Genomic DNA, 18,186 nt, shown 5'->3' with positions numbered 1-18,186 from the left:
CCTATAGTACTTTTAGAATACGTCATCTTCGTACATCTTTTTCAATCTTATCCCCTTGAACCCCCGGCGCTGGTTCCCAATTTTAGTCCTGGTAACCGTCTCTGGCAGTACTGTTAACAGTTCACGTGAAAATCGGTCTCCCATCACAGGCGTATATCCTTTTTCACGGCAAAATTTCCCATATTCCGCTTGCAAATCAGCCGTTGAAGTGATAGAACTATTTTGAAATATGCAACAGGCATCTACAAAGTGCTTGAGACTTTGCTCTTTATTTATAGTAATACCAGACCCAACAATAGCTATTGAAGGCTTGAACTTATCCGCACCTGCCCAGACATATCCGTTCGCAACGAGCCTTTTGTATGCATCAAATGCATGATTAAATAACATTGGTAATTCCCTCTGCATCTTCTCCAGTATGTTCTTATCCTGTTTATGCTTGGGGATAGCATGCATGAAAGGAATATAGACCACCCGGTTCATAAAAGCTTCATCATATTCTTTCAGTCGTAACGGATGGTTTGATGCGAACAATAACTTGCAGGTTGGCCTGAAGCTGAAAGGCTGGACATACTTTGCTTCTGCTTCAAGACGATTAGAATCAGAAAGCATTTTAATCCTTGAAACCGTTGTCGGTGAAAGCGGACTATCTGGCAAATCCTCCGAAATATTCAGTTTTGCGTTTACCAGATTTCCTAAAGCAAATTTACCACCTAAATCCTGGAGTGCTATCCTGGCCACCTTGTTTGCACCAGTTAACGGAAAGAAAGAGGCTATCAAATCACAAAACCTGCTCTTTCCTGCATCGCCCACGCCTTCCAAATAGAAAAAGGATTTAGCTTTAATATCGTTGCTCAGGATATAGCCAATCATTTGTAGCATACGTTCCAATAAGCTGTCGTCTCCATTTGCTATCGTCTCCAAAAAATATTTTATGTGTGGCATCTTACAATGCCCAGAAATATAATGTATCCCCAAGGCAGAGCATGCCAGATCCTTTGGTGAGTTTTTACGAAAGTTCCCCGTATCCACTTCAAGAGTCCCATTTTCAAAGACGATGAGGTTTGAATTCACCGGAAACTCTTCGTATACCTTTTTGACGCAATATCGCAATAGAGTGGCCGCATTTCTAAGGATTGATACAGTATTTTTTTGTCCCACCTCTTTCCTATAGTTTGCGAATATCATCCTTTGCACAGTCTCATCGTCCAACAGGACATAAAATTTCCCGTTGAAGATATAAAGGGCTCCACCGATAATCCTTATGTTTTCCTTTTTGGTCAAATCCTCCGCAATTTGCAAAGCAAGACATTCTGCATCGTCTTCGCTAGCATTGTTTTCCGTGTCCTCCTTGCGGATTACTCGTGATTCTGCATGTATTACTGGTCGGATATCCCCTGTATGTTCCTCCGCTCCAAAATCATCATCATTGCCAAAAACGGATTCCCTTTTGGGAGACGCTCGATGCTTTTGCTTGTTGGCTCCACTAGCCTCCACATACTCATTTTCAAATTCAACATCACCAAGTGCTGATAGTTCTCCCTGATATGCTTTATCCCACTTACTCAGTTCCACAGAACATTCAAAATCACAGTCATCATCTTCGAATAACGATGTTTTGTCTCTATTCCTTTTGGGAGACGCTCGATGCTTTTGCTTGTTGGCTCCACTAGCCTCCACATGCTCATTTTCAAATTCAACATCACCAAGTGCTGATAGTTCTCCCTGATATGCTTTATCCCACTTACTCAGCTCCACTGAACATTCAAAATCACAGTCATCATCTTCGAATAACGATGTTTTGTCTCTATTCCTTTTAGGAGGGGCTCGATGCTTACAGCCCCAAATATCAGACTTAATAGAAAGAATCTTCTTTTGTCCTGACTTTCTATCACCCATTCGCATCACCCCCAATCTTTGCACCAGCGGAATGCTCTCTGGCTTCCTTCGCTCGCTGCCATTCCAAGTGGAGCCACTCTGACAAAAGCAAGCTCCTGATTGGTTCAAAATTGTACCCTAAATAAATACCTAAATAAATCCTTGCCGTCAGCCACACATAGCTAGTCACCAGACCAACCTCTTTCTTTGGCTCGGGATTTTTTTGAAGAGAAAACATATGAAACTCTGATAATCTGGTAAAATGCTCATCACCTTTTTCAGTTCGGGTAGCCAAAACAGCTGAAACACTTTCCCCTCCGATAAACAGCCGGGCATCGAGTGTACCACCAGCCTCGATAAAAATACAAGTTGGCGATATATCACCATCAAATGTGCGAGTCTTGATTATCACATCGCCCAGTTCATACTTTTTTCCCAAGAACAGCAGTGTTCCATTGTCAAGCCGGATTTCTATGTTATCTTTTTTTTCCTGCTTTACATTATCCCTGACTTGATGACAGTGTTCCTCCATTTCATCTTGTGTCATAAATCTCTGAGTTGATGTTTCTGCCGATGCCTTTTCCATCACCTTTTCAAGTACATCACCATCCGATGAAAGCAAAATATTCTCCAGCTCCCCGTCCGGATAGAGTTCTTTCTTCGCAATAGATATTCCCTTCTGCTGTTCATCCCATAAGCGTAACTCCATTTTACTTTCCATCTTTTCTTTCTTATCCTTTTTTCCCAAAATCATGCACCTCCTTTGTATTGATGAAATTATCATAGTATGAATGACAGGGTAAAAAATACACGCTTTGACGCAAAGCAACAGTTTTCACAAGTTCTCAAGTAAATTGGATTCCTTTATGCATTAAAGCTATACGGCACACTAATGATAAAAATCCTAATGCACTACGAACAAAAAATTAGGCTCGGATAATCCGAGCCCTAAAAGCTAAATCATTCTATTCCTCATCCTTTGTCCTAATAATTTTTCGATCAGGCGAATCCCAGAAAAGAGATTTGATGGTTGTTTGTATATCATTTATATTTTTTTTGAATTCTTTTTTTCTATCAGAATCTATATTCTTCCATTTTTCATTCCTTACAGCTTTCCATATATCATTCGATTCATGGTACATCTTCATATTATAAGATTGGGAAATGAAACTCTTGATTTCCCTATAATCTGAAGAAATATATTGGGCATGATATTCAAATAATTCATATGCTTTAGCACGAATAATTTGACAGTTTATCAGTTTATTGCCATACTTACTAAAATCAGAATCTTTATCCTCATGCATCTGCTCTTGAATTGATTGTTCTATCATAAAAAGTGGTCTGTAGTAATTATACTTTATGTCAAAACACACCTTATCATTTTGCACAAAAGGTACTAAAACTTGCGGGTGGAATCGTTTTACTAAAAAATATTGTTTATCAATTTTTTGCATCTCATCTTTCGGCATCAGACTTACTAATTTAAGAATAAAATCTATTCTTTTGTATGATTCAAGGTAGAAATAATCCATCGACATATAGTAATATTTCTGGCATGATTCATTTTCTGCTGGTAGCAACTTATTCACAAAGCAATCATATTCCTTCAAGTCCTCCCAGGTATCTTTATATGGATAATTCCGATTTTCTCTTGTGAATTGTCGCCGGAATATTCTGGATGTAATCGAGATGTCTCCATAATTATAATAGTAACAATCCCAACTATATTTAGGCTTCTTCTTACTTATATTTTCTCTCATATGGGGTGTGTTGTATTTATCATACATTTCAGGGTCACAGCCAAGCATCCTTATTTGTTCCCGCATCGATGGATTTTTCATCATTTCGTAACAATTCTTCATGCCTCGGCTAATGGCTTCATTAATAGCTCTGTAACCTTCGACATTGCCTGGAAATAATTTTTCAGCCATGCGCTTCGAGTAACTAGCTCGCGTCATCCATTCTGATTCACTACAATACTTGTCAAATAGTATATCGAATACCAGCTGATTTATCAGCATTTCTTTCTCAGACTCATTTATATCGAAATTAAAACAGTTACCTGTTTGAAGTGTTTGTATAACTGCAAATATAATCTCCTTAAAATAATCACGTAGCGAATTAATAGAGTTTATTACTATCCGCTCTTTTTCTCCGCGGATTTTCAACCATTCATCACAGGGAATCAGTTCCTTATCTAAATGACTATAATCTGTAATAAACCGCCAATTACCTCTATCCCAAATATCAAATATCCTATCACCATATAATTTAACAACCCAGTCTTCCATCCCTTTCATTACCTCCTAGTATTTTGCTGAGACAGTAGACACTAGAAAAACTACCTTTAAAATTCGCCCTCGAATCAACGTTTACAAAGTTTTTCTACCATCTACTGTCTAGTGTCTGTGCAAGTCTTCAAGTGTCATATCAGGTACAGTTCTCAATATTTCGATAACCGTAATTATTTCCTACTCTAGCCAATCTCCCTGTCCGGCAATCCTTTGCTGCACCATCTATTTTCTCGTCTCATTAGCGATTAAGTACTTAACGCTTTTTGTTGCCAAGGTTTTAATCTACTCATCGAATGTTGGTAATACTCCAACATATATTCAATGTAAAAGCATAGGCGATACATCAAAAACACTTTTGCCTCCAAATCAATGTCTTATTCTGTTAGCCGTATGGTTTAATCAGAATATTTTATTGCTCTTATTTTCTGGACATAGTTCCATTCGCAAAAGACTGAAATTCCAAATAATTATTGTTGTATTGTATCGTCATATACCGCCGCCTCTCCCATTAGTCTGATTGGCACTATTCTTCACTACCTACAAACTTTGATTCAATTACTACCATATATAATTTCATATTCATCATCCATAACTAAATCAACAACAATCAGATTTACAAATCGTCCCTTCGCAATGCTATACAATCTATTCCTATTTCACTTTCCTTTCTATTCACTATAACTTCATATTCAAAAATTATATATCAATAAAATTACCATTTCAAGCAACTATGTAAATGTTACCGGGAATAAAAATCATGTCTTTCTAACGAAGAATTGTCTATGCATAAGAGTTCTTAAATAAAAATATTGCAAAAAACTACTCTAATATAAATCCCTACAATTTATCATACAGGAGGCGCTATTATGATTTCTATCCATACTCTGGAACTTACACTGGAAACAAGTTCAAAGGAATTTAATGAGTTTTTATCACATGCCTACAAAATGGCAAAAAAGGAAAAACACAGAGTCGGTTATTCAACAAAACATACCTCGACCGATGTCCGTGTAGATGATTCTCTTATATCTCATGGCATCACAGTTGAATACCATAATTGTGATTTCAAAAAAATGATAAAATTCCGGGTAAATCCCAGCGAAGTCCTTGGCGGGAATGACCTGAAATTATGGAAACCAAATGATTATAATATCAATAGGTTAATCGCTTTATTATCTGCACATATTGAAAACTATTTCGATTCAGATTATGAGCTAAACGACCTTATGCTCACTCGTGTAGAATTTACAACAAATCTAGATGTCGGAAAAGACAATGTATCATCTTACATAAAGCTTATGCATAAAATCGGGAAAGTGAAAAAGTTCTCTAAAAAATACAGTAACCTGGACTACGCAACTGATAGAATCGAAAAGGAGCACAGCTTCGATCTGGAAGGAAAGACTAATGGTATCGGATTTACAGTTTATGATAAAGAAGCCGACTTAAAAAAGAAAGGTAAGGAGGGTAAAGCCAAAAAAGCCATAGGAATATTACGGGTTGAAGTACGTCTCAAGAAGCGAAAGGCCTTAGAGAAAGTTTTAGAATCTTTTGACTATAAAGCCAATATGTCCACAGAACAAGAGCTTAAACTCATAGCCAAGAAAAGCAAGGACATTTTTATTGGCACATTTGTTTCCATAGTCCCATATGGCGACTTCTATAGATTAAAGGATGCAGAAGAACGTGTCAACACATCTAGCCTAAAAAGACATCAAAAAGATAAGATGCTACGATTGCTTAGGCTTATTCCCGAAAAGAAGTCCCTTTACCTCGCCATGAAAGAGTTAGCTGTAAGGGATACCAATACAGTTCTGGTTTGGTTTGCCAGCCTGAATACATCACCTGTAACCATAAGCAAAAGAGCAAATATAGGTTTTCTACCAAATTTGTACAACTATTTATAAAATCGAATAGGGGGATGTTTACTCCCCCTTCCACATCACTTGTACTTTGGCTACAGTCATAGCTCCGCAAATAAAGCTGACAATGGTATCTGTCACATGTCATAACAGACACTGTGGTAAACCCACATCCTTCCCTACCTGCAGACTATCCCGTATCGGTAGATACATACCATACCCATCCTGGCATCCAAAATCATTTGGGCATTGGGCTGACTCCATATGCTGTTCTTAAGTCATTCCCATTTCTGATATGGACCACGCCCTCTCCCTTCCGTTATCTCCGTCATGCAGGATGAAGCTATGCCATACTTTCCCGCAGCTCCCTCTTGTACTTATAAAAACTCTTCCGCGAGATTCCAGCCTGCTTCATGGTCTCCGCATCCGTCAGGGATCCGCCAAAAGTCTTATTGTGCCTGCGGATGATTTCCTTTGCCGCTTTCCCCTTTCTGGTCTCATAAGTCGCCCCTTTCGGCTGCCCGATCTGTTTTCCATTGAGCCTCGCCGTCTCGATTCCCTCCCTAGTCCTCTGGTGCAGGTCAGATACCTCTTTCTCTGCCTGTTCAAAAGCAATGCGTATCTGCTCTCTGGCAAGTTCCATCAGATAGCTATTCACACCTGCCAGGATCAGGTCCACCTTGTCACCTGTAAGCGCCACCTGGTTCATCATCGCCCTCTTATATGTCTCCGTATTGATGTGCGGCTCCTTCAGGAACACAAGCGATACATCCTTATGGAACAATTCTTCATAGAGCCGGAACCCCTCCTCCGAATCCCTGCTCATACGGCTCACGGAATCAAAGATGATGGTATCCCCCGGCTGCACCTTCTCCAAAAGCTTTTCCAGTTCCTTTCTTCCCTGGAACTTTGTGCCAGTATAAGTCTCCCTAACAATGACGGCCTGCGGATATGCCGCCTGTATGTTCCGTACCTGCCGCTCGATATTCTGTTTGCCCGTACTGATTCTGCAGTACCCATACTGTCTCATTCTAGCTTCTCCATCCTTTCCGCATCCTTTTCCTCTTTCAAGTCAAGCCGGAAGCCGCTTTCATCTCCGGAATATCCTCCATGCTGCATCCGGTTTCCCCCAATAGAATTCCCAATGCCGCAGAAACACCATCATTGTATCCCCTGGAATACTCGTCCCCGGAATCACATCCCATGTTCTTTTCATGGATTTTTCCTGCTGCTCTTTTAACAGCACCAGATACACCACAGCCATCCCTGCAGCCTCCTCCGGCCATATCCGAACAATGGCCTGTATAACATGCCCCTGCCTCATCATCCGCAAAGCGGAAAACAGGATTCCTCTTCCGTCCCTCACATCCCACAAGCCACTCCCGGACTGCCCTTGTACAGTGTTTCTGCCCTGCTGTAAACGTACCGTCAGAAAATATGATGCCTGAGCCATCATCCTCGATCTGCTTTATCCAGTACACACAGCCACCACATTCCGGCCGGACTGAAATCTCATATATCCTGTCTTTCACGTCACATTTTGGAAAAGAAAGAAGGTTCCTGCCATGTTCAGAACTGTAGTCCACGCGCATCTGCCCGAATATCCAGTCCTCCAGTTCCTTCAGGCTCCTGAACTGCTCCCTCAGTTCCTTTTTATGGTAATCGTTCCAATACTGTATCATCCTCACTATAATCATATTGCACAGCCTCCGTTTTCAATTTTTGTATTCAATCCAACCTCTCCATCACTTCACTGCAGCAAAACGGATATGATAATGCATCATGCCTCCGTCATGAAGCATGATGGGAAGTGGCAATCCTGACGTTCGCCAGAACTGCCACCTCTTGTTTTTCCCCTGTCTGCCCCATTTCAGGTCACTTCTGCCACCTTTTTCCTATAGGTCACTTCTGCTACTGCCATGCATCCCTTCCGATTTCAGTCGAGATGTCCTGCCAGCATGTCTGCCGCCTCGTTCAGGACCTGCAAGATCCCCTCCAGCATCTCCCGGGGCCTGCCGTCCTCCGCCTCTTTCCGCTCATGTAACATCGCATCATCCCAGTTTCCCTCCCAGTTGTTGATGAAGTCCCACACATCTTCCACGCTGCCGAACTCCGCCTCTATCCCGTACCCGCTCCTCGCTGTGAATACCTGGTACCCTGATGCCAGCTTTCCGTGATGGATGGAGACCCCAAAATAGAGCTCGTCCCTTCTGCCTTCGTCCAGAGGCTCGAACCTCACGTCATCGTACAGGGGCTCTTCTACCGGACAGTTGTTCTTGAACCACACCCTGTAATTATCCAGCACATAGTCATTGCGGATGCCCCGCAGGATCTCCCATATCTTTTCAAGCCTTGCCTCCAGTTCCCCATCCTCACAGAACCAGTCATACCATCCTGCCTCAATCTGTACCGCCCTTTCCGTCCCTTTGAAATCGCCTTTCCTGTATCTCCCACAGAATTCCCTCAGTGCCATTTTCCTTTCCATGCCGTTTCCTCCTTCCATTGCCTGAAAAGGGCAGGACATTCCCGTCCCGCCCCATTATCCTCTCTGCACATCTACCGTCTCCATCCTGCAGACGGACACCTCATATGCGACCCGCATCTCCTCTTCCGCCTCTGACAGCTTCTTCGTATACTCCCGGCTCTGGATCCGCCCCGTCACCTCCACTGCGGAACCGACATCCAGCCTGGATGCCAGCACCGCGTCCCTTCCCCAGCAGATGCAGGGTATATAGTCAGACTTGCCATATGGCCTGTTCACCGCCAGCAGGATATCCGCGATCTCTCTTCCCAACGGTGTCCTCCGGTAGGTCGGGGCCTTGCAGAGAAACCCTTTCAGGCAGACGAGGTTGTTGTTTCCGCAACCGACATACCCATCATCCAGGTACCGGATGCCTTGCACGAACACGAAAAGCTCCAGACGGCTCTTCCCCTCCTCTTTCCTGTTATAAGAACGGAACTGCCCTATGACTTCTATGATGCTGTCCGGACAGCCCCTTTCCAAATCGGCAACCTTTTCGAATACCATCAGGGGGATTATGTCCGTAATGCCGCTGGCACGGCAGGCCAGGATATCCGCCCTGTAGAACCTCTCCCCGTATGCCTCATGGCTGTAGCGGGCTCCCGGCATGATCCTTCCTACCACACATGCTCCATTGTTCTCCAAACCATCATCCTTCATCATTCTTTCCCTCTCTCCTGTAATCATATTGGCTATCCATCCTCTTTCTGCTCCCCCTTTCCATTCTCCTCTGCCGCCATCTCCGGAATGGCGAGCCGATGCTCCGAGATATGGAACCTCGCATATCTCCATCCTCCATCCACGGCCTCATAGTACCTGTCCCCATGTTCCTCCTGGATATGTCCTTGCAGCTCTGCATAGCTCGCTGCCCTGCTGCCAGCTATCCCTGCCAGCCTTTCCATCAGCGTTCCCACGTCCACTGATATCCCAAGCACCCAGCCCCTTCCCCATCATCTGAATGCCATGTCCCATAAAGCACATATACCGATACTTCCATCTCCAAATCCCCACTGGCCACCATGGGCTCAGACCTGCATGACGCTGTGCGTATCGCGGCTATAATAATAAAGGCTATACGACAGCACTTCCTGTGGATCCACCTGTGTGGTGTTCACCTCCTCGATCATCGTCTTCAGTGCTGAGGCAGGCTCGTTACCGGTATACGGCAGGATGATCACCTCATGGATGGAACTGGGCAGGATATACAGGTCCCGCCCCTCTTTCCTTGCAATGTCCTCCAGGACATCCGGGTAGACCATGCAGACAGCTCCATGTACACGCTGCCTGTTGCTCAGCACCTTCATCGGGACCTCCTGCTGGAAAAGGCCTTCATCCAGGCCATCCTCAGTGCCATCAGTCCCCATCACTTCATTGATGACCTCCTCCATAGAGCAGCACACCCAGGGGAAGAGCTTCTGGGTGTTACGCTTCGCCAGTTCGAGCAGCTCTTCGGTACAGGTCCCCCACATCTCCATATGGGAGTTGTATATCAGGATCGTCCCGTCCCCCAGCTCCTCCCCGTGATAGGCATAGTAGAAGCAAATGGCCAGGTCCAGGAACTCAACATATGGTATCTCTTCCAGCAGCCCTTCATTCCCTCTCCTTCCGATCAGGCGGTAGCATATTCTGTCCCGCACGTTCCCGAAAGATTTGAAGAAGTCCATGTCGGCGCATCCCTTGGGGTTTGACCTTTCATAGACCGACAGCACCCTGCGCACGACCTCTTCGAATGTCATGCCGGATTCATGGGCCTCCAGGAAACGTTCCAGATAGATCGTAGGGACTACCGCCTGTCCCTCCGATGAGATCAGCAGTCCATGCAAGAGGATGCCGTTGTTCTTCCTCACCTCCCTGATCTCTGCCTGGAACTCCCTGCCCAGCTCCTTCTCCACCGCAGCACATATCTTACCTGCGAAAACTTCCATATCCATTCCGTATCTCTCCTTCCTTTATGTACATCAAAACAGGGGGGAATTTATGGTGGTGATGCCCTCCATTGTCCCCCCTGTACCTGTATTATTCCAACGGCATTGCCGTTCATGTCATGCCGCTGTTCCTGATGTCCTGCCCTTCGGCTTCGTCTGCTTCAAGGCAGCTATGGCCTTGTTGTAAATCCCAGGCGTCATCCGGCTGATGTCCTCAATCCCGTAACGTTCCAGTACCTCCTCCAGTGTCACGCCTGTCCTGTTCAGTTCCGCCATCAGTACGATCTCCTGTGGCCCACTGATGCCGTATTTCCTGTTCCCTCCATTCTGGGAATCAGGAGGGTAGCTTCCCTTTTGTCCGTCCCTGGGTCCCATCTCCTGTCTCCCTGCCTGTGCCTTTTCTTGTTCTCGGACGGAAAGCTTGTCCTTATGTTTACCTTGACCTACTCCTTCGTTCCTCTGTTCCGTCTTTTGCCTGCCGCCATCCTGATTGGCACTTCCACTCTGTTGCAGGATATATACTACCTGTCCATGGGAATCCGTAATCTCCAGGGAGACGATTTCCCTGGTATCATTGAAAGAGATTGCGCTCACTGAGAAACGCTCATTAGAGATATATTTATCGCCTTTCTTCTGGATGCTTGTCTTTGCCGCCGGAATCCAGATGAATGGCGCAGAATAGAGCTCCCTTCCAATCCCCCAGTTGAAGCAGGCCCTCTTGAAGCTGTCCGATGCCTGGGACTTCTCCTTCTCCGTATATCCGGTGGTGCCCACATCCTGTTTTGACACCCATTCTCCGGACTCCCTGTCAAGAATCTCCACTGTACAGTACAGGTTCCCGTCTATACATTGATGGCTCCGTTTCCATCCGAAAGGCCCAAATGTCTCATCAAGGATACGTTGGTCCACTCTGGCATCTTTATAGAGCAGCAGGCTCAATCCTTTTTCATTCACCATGGCTATCCGGCATTCAATCTCCTCTGCCCTAAGCAGCCTTATCAGATCTTTTTCCATCTGCCTCCTCCTCTCCGCAATCCAGGTTCCACAGTCCTGAAAGGACTCCCAGTTCATCACACGCAAACTCCCTTAGCTCATCAAAGAAGCTGTCATCCCGGGACAGCCATTCCTGATAAAGGTGTTCCATGATTCCAAGCTTAAGGTTCAGGAGCCTGCGCATGGTATCAATATCCAGGCTGCCGATATGCATCATGAAGATTTCATACAGGTTCACATAAATCTCTATCTCATAGGAAGACTGGAAGATATCCCCTTTCTCTTTCCGGAGCATGGAATCCTTGAAGAGCTGCAGTTCGATGTACAGCCTCTTTGACAGCAAATCCCTCAATTCATTTTCGTCCATACTTCTTCCTCTACGCTGCCTTCACTTCAAACCGCCTGGAATGGGAGACCTTGGCATAATCCGAATAGATCTCCGGTCTCTCTGCCTTTATCCTCTTCGTGTCGAGCCTCGTGGAGTCCACGTTCCCCCATGACACATGGTAACGCCCGCTGCTTGCGGATTCATTGTCCCCCATGAAAAGCTTCACCTCCTGCTCGATCTGTTTCTGCTCCTCCTGCAGTGCTGAGATGAATCCGAGGATCTCCTCCCTCCGGCTCAGCTTTTCATCAAATCCTACAAGCTCAATCCGGCTCTCTTTCCGCGCCGTATGGAAATACTGCTGCAGCACTTCATCACACGCCCTGCTCCCATCCGGGGGCGGGATGGTCCCCTTCGCCACATGGTTGTTCCAGAAATCTTCCTCCATCTGTGTCAGCTTTCCTATCAGCCCGTCATCCCACTCCAGCTTACGGTAGATGAACTCTTTCCCTAAGATTACTGCTGCGATGTACCATGTGCGCCTCCCGGTGACCGCCATGTAATGATAGCACTGCATCACATAATGGAGCGGGATGTTCCCATCTTCCCACTTGTCAGCACTGTATACACTTGCCGTCTTACATTCCAGGCCCGCGTCCTCGCCAACGACCAGACGGTCCACATCTGCGATCATGAACGGATGCTCCTTGCTCCGGTACATGAAGTTGGACTTCCTCACCTTCAGCCCGGTGGCCTCCATGAACCTCTGCGCCACATAATCCTCCAGGTCATGGCCGATACGGACAGCTTCATTGTCCAGTTCCTCTACTACGTCACTGGTCTTGTCACGGAACACTTTCATTGCACTGCTGTAGGGGTTGACTCCGCAGATTGCCCCTGCATCGGAACCTCCGATCCCTGACTTCCTTAGACGGAGCCATTCCTTGTTGCTGACTCCTGATAATGATATCTTCTCAAACATAAAATCTCTCCTCGCTTTCATTGATTTACCGTCTTCCATTTTTTCAGGCATCATGGGAAACAGGAATGGCCGAAGCAGGAACACCCCGGCCATTCCATCCTCTCCATGAACCTCATTCAGTATTTGGGACCTGACATCCCATACTGCAATAGATACAACCACCATACACAGAAGATGCGCCCTGCAGATGATTCACGCCGCTTTCAACATCTGATATGCCTTGTCAATGAGCGGGTTGCCATCAACGGTACGGGCGAACAAGTTCTCACTGTAATTCGCAGTCCTGCGGAGCGGGCTGCTGTGGGTGGCGAAATCAGACACCGCATTGATGAAACGGTACGCATTGTTGCCCACTTTCTGCAGGTCAGGGGCATCGTAATACCTCTTCATCATATCCTCGCGCAGACGGATGATGTTCTTGCTCTGTATCGGGGTAGGTTCCTTCTCCATGGGCAGGAGCAGCTCGATGTATTCCTTCACCTGCGCATCCGTGATCTTCTGCCTCCTGAGCTGTTCAAATTCGACCCCGAGGCAGTCCATGTACTCCTCCGCCATGAAGAGGGTGTCCTTCGCCTCCTGTATCTTGTCTTGGATGTTGCCCGTGTGGATCATGCTGAAGCTCCTCTTTGCCGTGCCCAGTGCCAGGTTCAGGGTATTGTTGCACACGACCCTTACCGGCGTGATGGCTACCTTTACGGAACCGGAGCCGTCATGGGTGTTGCTGAACACCAGATAGGGGCTGATCCTCTCCCCTGCGATGATGTACTCCCTTGGGAGCCTTGCAAGGAGCCATACCTTTCTCCCCTCCTGCAGGGAACCGGCAGTCTCATACCGCACCCCTCTTCCCAGCAGTTCATCCGTAAAGCTGAACGCATCCACGTTCTGGACCACCTTGTAGCGGTCTGACACCACGCCCAATACCTTCCTGTCGGAGCTCCTCACGTTGGCCCTGTAACCCTCCACGATCCTATTGAAATTCGTGTAGATCGGCTCCTGTACCACGGCCCAGTCAAGGCCAGCAAGCCTGATTGCATCCGCTGATGTGGGTGCCTCCTTTACGATGATACCGAGCCCATGCCATGGTTTTTCCCTTACCGAAAACATTGTCTCTACATTTGCTGCCATTTTTCCATCTCCTTTCTCCGGAGCCTTGTCCTCCGGACATCAGGAAAGCCCCTTCCGTCGTAAGGGGCTCTCCGTCTAAACGTCGTCTTCTTCAATCGTGCCATACAGACCGCATATCCCCTCCGCCTCTTCTATGGCCTTGGCTACGATCAGCACTGCGGTCAGCGCCAGAAACACGGCTTCAAAAATCTGTCTTTTTGACATCCGGCATCATGCCTCCTTTCTTTTTATGCTATATAGAGAATATATAATCGGAATAGGGATAGATGCGATATGTCTTGTCGATTAGGTCCAGGGGTTTCATAGCGGTGAACAGCTGGTTCCTCTGGCAGCCGCATACGTGCTGTATGGAGGCCAGCCGCTGTATCTTACATGGATACGATAGAAAAAGGGAGAGCCGCACGGCTCCCCCGGACTTCCTTCTATATCAAGCGCACCATTGCTGCCAGGTTCCTGTCTCCTGGTCATTTACGTCCGTTCCAGCCAAGAGGATGCCTGCCGCTAAAATATCTATAAGTAAAATAATGTCCCTCTTTGCTGTAGAACTGATACTCTTTGGATTCACGGAATAGTTGGATGCCCTTGTATACAGGATATGCCATGACTATCTTCCTGTCCTTGTAATCAAACAGGAACCGTATCATAAGGCCTCCGCCTCTTCCTTGATAGAGGCATTCATAGTTTCCTAAAGGATGGCGGTCGATCTCGAATATCCTTCCCAGATTCTCAAAATCAATTTAGTTCATCTCTTTCGGAGATATCCTCCTGCTCCTTTTGCTGGCATTTAAATATGCTTCACGGACTGCATCAGCGATCCCGTCTCCTGTCATGTCCAACGGAAAATACCATGGCTTATAATAGCAGAACGCGACATACGAATCATATGGTTCGATAAAATCTCCTAATTCTTCCTCCAGTTCAGTATAGGCAGCCGCCTTGTCTTCGTTTTTCAGCTTGTAAAGGAATGACCTCATGACTCTGCCGCATTTTGGACCGCTCAGATGGAACCTTTCCTGGATATGTCCATAATGGCCGTCCATAGATTCTATCTCCAAAGCAACCCTGTATCTCCTAGAGTGCATAGCAACGATATCCCTGCGGACACTCTCTGGAAGGAATGAATCATCCCATTCAGGAAGGCTGCTCCTGATATCATCAGCCGGCAGGTCAAACATCTCAGGCCCATCTATCGGAGCGACCATGTCACGGTACCAGTCAAGCTTCATGCTGTTATATATGTCAATATCGTTTATTGCATAATCCCATACGTATTTTGGTATAGTGACGCCATACCTGCCTACAATATGTTCCGTGATCTGGATATGGATATCCCAGTCATTACACATCCAATCTCCCCTTAAAGAGGCCTTGTGATAATTTTCTATCTGTGATTCTATCTCCGCGTCTTTCTTTTCAGCATATTCCACCTCGCCCGGAACCACCCATTCATCATACTCCAGCACCTTCAAGCAGCCTCCTTTCCAGTAGGGCGCACATGGCTAGGTGCCATCCATGTGGTCGTTTTGGTGTCTCTTTGCATCGCCGTTCTTTCCGGCAGGGCCTGATGGAATCATCCGATACCCTTTTCCTCCCTTATGAGCCGGCTTGCCGACTGCAGCAGTTCCCATTCATGCCCGTCTTCCCATTGGTCGATCCTTTCCAGGGACAGGAGGGCAGGATGGCCATGGTGCATTTCACCGTCATCGTAAAGGAACTCCACCGTGAGACGGGTATTGTCATAGGCAGGAGGGATGGTCCGCGGCCCATTGGTGTCCCGTTCCAGGCTTTGCCGCCATTCCTCCTGGCTCACCTGTACGACTGCCGGACGCGTATCCCCCACCATGCGGACGATGTCGCCAGCCTCAAAAGGGCTCTGCAGAGGGATATATACATCTTCAAAACGGGACGGATCCCCATGGCTGAAGCGGACGGCAATCTCTTCTGACATATATGGATAGCACTCACAGCCAAGGAGCATGCCGTCCTCAGTATACCATGCGAGGCCGCCCATCATGTCCGCCCCGTCGTCAGGACTGCAGCCATCGATCATGTCCCAAAAGAATTCCTTCTCGACTTTGAAGGTCCCCTGGGCTTCATCCCTGCCATACGCTACCGCGGCCTCCAGCGTGGTGAAGTAGCGGCAATGCCATCCGGTTTCCCTGCCGCTGTCATCTGGGGCGCAGATGAAGAAGCATCTGCCGTCGCTTTCTTCGAAGAGCTGTAGCCTCTCCCGCTCTGTGTCGAGCCGTTCATGGATCTGCGCCCTCAGCGCCTCATCTGCAGTCGTGTCGGCAATCTCCCTGAGCGCCTCCAGTATCTCTGCCTTTGGCAAAGGGACGGGCGAGTTCCACAGGATGGTCGCGCGTTCAGAATCTGTGAATGTAATCCCCTCTTTCTTATAGTAATCCTGCATGAAATCAGAAATCGGTAGTTCAGTCATGGCCATATTCCTCCCTTATCAAAACGCAATGGAACATTTTCCTGCATCAGCCTATCCCCTTCCTGCCGGACTGCCGGTACCTCTCGAGCATGTCAAAGAACGTGGACGGGCAGCCCCTGCCGCGGTATATGTCCCTTGCGCACAACAGGAGCGTATCCGCGGAACCGTTTGCCCAGTCCACTTCCCTGGGCTGGTACCGCTCCAGGTCAAGCGGGATGGTACTGTCCGAGAAGGCAAAAGTGCCATCCTCGCACAGAAATGCCACGCTGATGAGAAGGTCCTGGAAATCCACACCGCTATCTCCGTCCTTTACACGGTCCAAATGCCACTTTAGGCGTTCCAGCCATTCCTCACGTCTCCCTTCCACGATGCCGAACAGTTCCTGGCCGTCCATTCCTTTGCATTTGACGATGTCGCCCCGTTCAAACGGATTCGGGATCTCGATAATAGCCTCCTCGAAACGTTTATTGTCAAAACCGGCCATCTCTCCACTGTTCCAGAAGCAGACTGCTTCCCCATCCCTGTCGAACCGGATTTCTGCAACCGATTCATGGCTGCATGTGCCATCTTCAAGCTCATGTATGCCATCCACCAGATATTTTTCAATCTCAAATGGCTCCTTTTCCTTCTTCCCATATCCAAGAGCCATCTCCCAATCGAAGAAATATCCACGGACAAGATAATCCCTATTCCAGAAACCGCCGTCTTCCCTTACTTTCAGCACATAGATACAGTTCCTGCCACTGTTTTCCCTAAAGTCCTGGAATCCCTTCTCCATTCCTTCCAGGTACTCCGCGGTCTGCCCCTTCAGGACATGGTCAGCCGTCCGGTCTCCCAATGCCTTCAGGTGTGCATGCTCGTCCTTCAGCAGCAGCCCTCTGTGATGCAGCAAAGCCGCTTTCTGGAAGTCTGTGAATGTCCACCCCGTTTCCCTGACATATGCCCTTATCGTTTCGGATGGAATCAGCAGCTCCAGTTCTTCCCTGTCGCTCTCTCCGTTTTTCAATCCAGCTCCCATCTGCCATCCTCCTCTCATAGCTAACTTCATAGCCAAAAGCATTTCCGCAATATTTGTCATAGTAGTAACCGTAATCATTATAGTGTCCGTGTTCACGGAGATATTCATCTATCCGTTCTTCTGTTTCTGTGAACCCAACGCCATTGTCAGCAGTTTTAAGTTTCTTTAAAAAAGCCTCCGCAACCCTCTTGAATCTGGTTTCGCTGAGGTCCAGCTCCTCCAACATATAACGGTTGGCTCCATCATCGACAACCTTTTCTATCTTAGGAATAGCATTATACAGTCAAGCCTCAATCAATATTCCTTCGCTTTCAGCACGCAGAACGATGAATTTCCTGATCCACTCTGGATTATCAGTAATATCATCAACCAATTGCTTTATCGTCCGTTTCCCAATCCTCCTGTCGAGCACGGCCAGCAATTTTAAAATATAATTTCCGCTGTCCAGACATTCTTTGACATTATAGACATTCAGGTACCGGTGGATATACAGCATCATATTATCTACCTCCATAAGACCGTATTCAGACGCATAGCTATCAGCATCCGGCAAAGTCCTGGCATGAGTCTCCCAATATTCATGGTATGGGAGGCCTGTATCCACATTTTTATTAAGATATTCCGTTTGCTTCCAATAGTATTGGGGATTCGTTGCAAACCAAAGTTCATCATCTACATGGATGTAGAAAACTGGTGCTTCACTCCACCAGCGGCATTTATTTGTTGTATAGACTTCAAAATTGTACCTGACACGCTTTTTAAGGCTGTCCGCCATCCTATCCATTAATGCTTTTTTCGTTTTGCTCCACATATCTCTTTT

General features: G+C 46.7%; 20 protein-coding genes. 1 reads left to right on the top strand and 19 read right to left on the bottom strand.

What is annotated here, in order from left to right; genetic code table 11:
* Positions 1-12: 12 nt before the first annotated feature.
* The 3 genes from NSB25_RS18050 to NSB25_RS18040 all read right to left on the bottom strand — a co-directional run bounded on the left by NSB25_RS18050 (position 13) and on the right by NSB25_RS18040 (position 4,181).
* Positions 13-1,899, bottom strand: coding sequence for a DNA primase family protein (locus NSB25_RS18050; protein ID WP_172455188.1), 1,887 nt, complete (start codon positions 1,897-1,899; stop codon positions 13-15).
* A complete protein-coding gene (locus tag NSB25_RS18045; RefSeq protein WP_146040108.1) occupies positions 1,892-2,626 on the bottom strand; it encodes a hypothetical protein in 735 nt (244 codons plus the stop codon). The genes NSB25_RS18050 and NSB25_RS18045 overlap by 8 nt, the downstream gene beginning before the upstream one ends.
* Positions 2,627-2,843: 217 nt before the next feature.
* Positions 2,844-4,181, bottom strand: a complete 1,338-nt coding sequence (locus NSB25_RS18040; RefSeq protein ID WP_103240927.1) for a hypothetical protein — start codon at positions 4,179-4,181, stop codon at positions 2,844-2,846.
* Positions 4,182-5,041: 860 nt separating this feature from the next.
* Here NSB25_RS18040 and NSB25_RS18035 point away from each other — a divergent pair.
* A complete protein-coding gene (locus NSB25_RS18035) occupies positions 5,042-6,082 on the top strand; it encodes a hypothetical protein (RefSeq protein ID WP_103240928.1) in 1,041 nt (346 codons plus the stop codon).
* A 298-nt stretch (positions 6,083-6,380) separates the two neighbouring features.
* Here the strand turns inward: NSB25_RS18035 and NSB25_RS18030 are convergent, their stop codons facing one another.
* The 16 genes from NSB25_RS18030 to NSB25_RS17955 all read right to left on the bottom strand — a co-directional run bounded on the left by NSB25_RS18030 (position 6,381) and on the right by NSB25_RS17955 (position 18,177).
* On the bottom strand, positions 6,381-7,067 hold the full coding sequence (locus tag NSB25_RS18030) for a recombinase family protein (protein WP_103240929.1): 687 nt from the start codon (positions 7,065-7,067) through the stop codon (positions 6,381-6,383).
* Between the two features lie 37 nt (positions 7,068-7,104).
* Positions 7,105-7,734, bottom strand: a complete 630-nt coding sequence (locus tag NSB25_RS18025; protein ID WP_103240930.1) for a hypothetical protein — start codon at positions 7,732-7,734, stop codon at positions 7,105-7,107.
* A gap of 239 nt (positions 7,735-7,973) precedes the next feature.
* Positions 7,974-8,522, bottom strand: coding sequence for a hypothetical protein (locus NSB25_RS18020; protein ID WP_146040109.1), 549 nt, complete (start codon positions 8,520-8,522; stop codon positions 7,974-7,976).
* Positions 8,523-8,576: 54 nt separating this feature from the next.
* Positions 8,577-9,218, bottom strand: a complete 642-nt coding sequence (locus NSB25_RS18015) for a single-stranded DNA-binding protein (protein ID WP_103240971.1) — start codon at positions 9,216-9,218, stop codon at positions 8,577-8,579.
* A gap of 32 nt (positions 9,219-9,250) precedes the next feature.
* On the bottom strand, positions 9,251-9,493 hold the full coding sequence (locus NSB25_RS18010) for a hypothetical protein (protein ID WP_103240932.1): 243 nt from the start codon (positions 9,491-9,493) through the stop codon (positions 9,251-9,253).
* 90 nt (positions 9,494-9,583) lie between these two features.
* Complete coding sequence (locus tag NSB25_RS18005; RefSeq protein WP_103240933.1) at positions 9,584-10,489, bottom strand: DUF5688 family protein; 906 nt, start codon at positions 10,487-10,489, stop codon at positions 9,584-9,586.
* A 111-nt stretch (positions 10,490-10,600) separates the two neighbouring features.
* Positions 10,601-11,497, bottom strand: a complete 897-nt coding sequence (locus NSB25_RS18000) for a hypothetical protein (protein WP_242982518.1) — start codon at positions 11,495-11,497, stop codon at positions 10,601-10,603.
* The gene (locus NSB25_RS17995) at positions 11,469-11,843 is read right to left on the bottom strand and encodes a DUF3848 domain-containing protein (RefSeq protein ID WP_103240934.1); all 375 of its coding nucleotides are present in this window, start codon (positions 11,841-11,843) and stop codon (positions 11,469-11,471) included. Before NSB25_RS17995 ends, NSB25_RS18000 begins: the two co-directional genes overlap by 29 nt.
* 10 nt (positions 11,844-11,853) lie before the next feature.
* The gene (locus tag NSB25_RS17990) at positions 11,854-12,876 is read right to left on the bottom strand and encodes a YqaJ viral recombinase family nuclease (RefSeq protein ID WP_330406169.1); all 1,023 of its coding nucleotides are present in this window, start codon (positions 12,874-12,876) and stop codon (positions 11,854-11,856) included.
* Positions 12,877-12,975: 99 nt separating this feature from the next.
* Entirely contained in the window at positions 12,976-13,908 is a 933-nt protein-coding gene (locus NSB25_RS17985; protein WP_103240935.1) for a DUF932 domain-containing protein, read from the bottom strand.
* Positions 13,909-13,983: 75 nt separating this feature from the next.
* Positions 13,984-14,112 (bottom strand): hypothetical protein, encoded by a 129-nt coding sequence (locus NSB25_RS17980; protein ID WP_257479291.1) that lies wholly within the window; start codon positions 14,110-14,112, stop codon positions 13,984-13,986.
* A 260-nt stretch (positions 14,113-14,372) separates the two neighbouring features.
* The gene (locus tag NSB25_RS17975) at positions 14,373-14,552 is read right to left on the bottom strand and encodes a hypothetical protein (protein WP_103240936.1); all 180 of its coding nucleotides are present in this window, start codon (positions 14,550-14,552) and stop codon (positions 14,373-14,375) included.
* 93 nt (positions 14,553-14,645) lie between these two features.
* Positions 14,646-15,371, bottom strand: a complete 726-nt coding sequence (locus NSB25_RS17970) for a hypothetical protein (protein ID WP_146040111.1) — start codon at positions 15,369-15,371, stop codon at positions 14,646-14,648.
* Between the two features lie 107 nt (positions 15,372-15,478).
* Positions 15,479-16,348: a hypothetical protein gene (locus tag NSB25_RS17965; protein WP_103240938.1), complete on the bottom strand. Its 870-nt coding sequence runs from the start codon at positions 16,346-16,348 to the stop codon at positions 15,479-15,481.
* 46 nt (positions 16,349-16,394) lie between these two features.
* Positions 16,395-17,366, bottom strand: a complete 972-nt coding sequence (locus NSB25_RS17960) for a hypothetical protein (protein WP_146040112.1) — start codon at positions 17,364-17,366, stop codon at positions 16,395-16,397.
* 283 nt (positions 17,367-17,649) lie between these two features.
* Positions 17,650-18,177 carry an SF0329 family protein gene (locus NSB25_RS17955; RefSeq protein WP_103240940.1) on the bottom strand — a complete coding sequence of 176 codons (528 nt, stop codon included), beginning with the start codon at positions 18,175-18,177 and terminating at the stop codon, positions 17,650-17,652.
* Positions 18,178-18,186 lie beyond the last annotated feature (9 nt).

The organism is Acetatifactor muris (assembly GCF_024623325.1).
In the GTDB taxonomy this organism is placed as follows: Bacteria; Bacillota; Clostridia; order Lachnospirales; family Lachnospiraceae; genus Acetatifactor; species Acetatifactor muris.
Note: the sequence above shows the minus strand (reverse complement) of the source record. Positions and strands in the feature narration are given on the sequence as shown.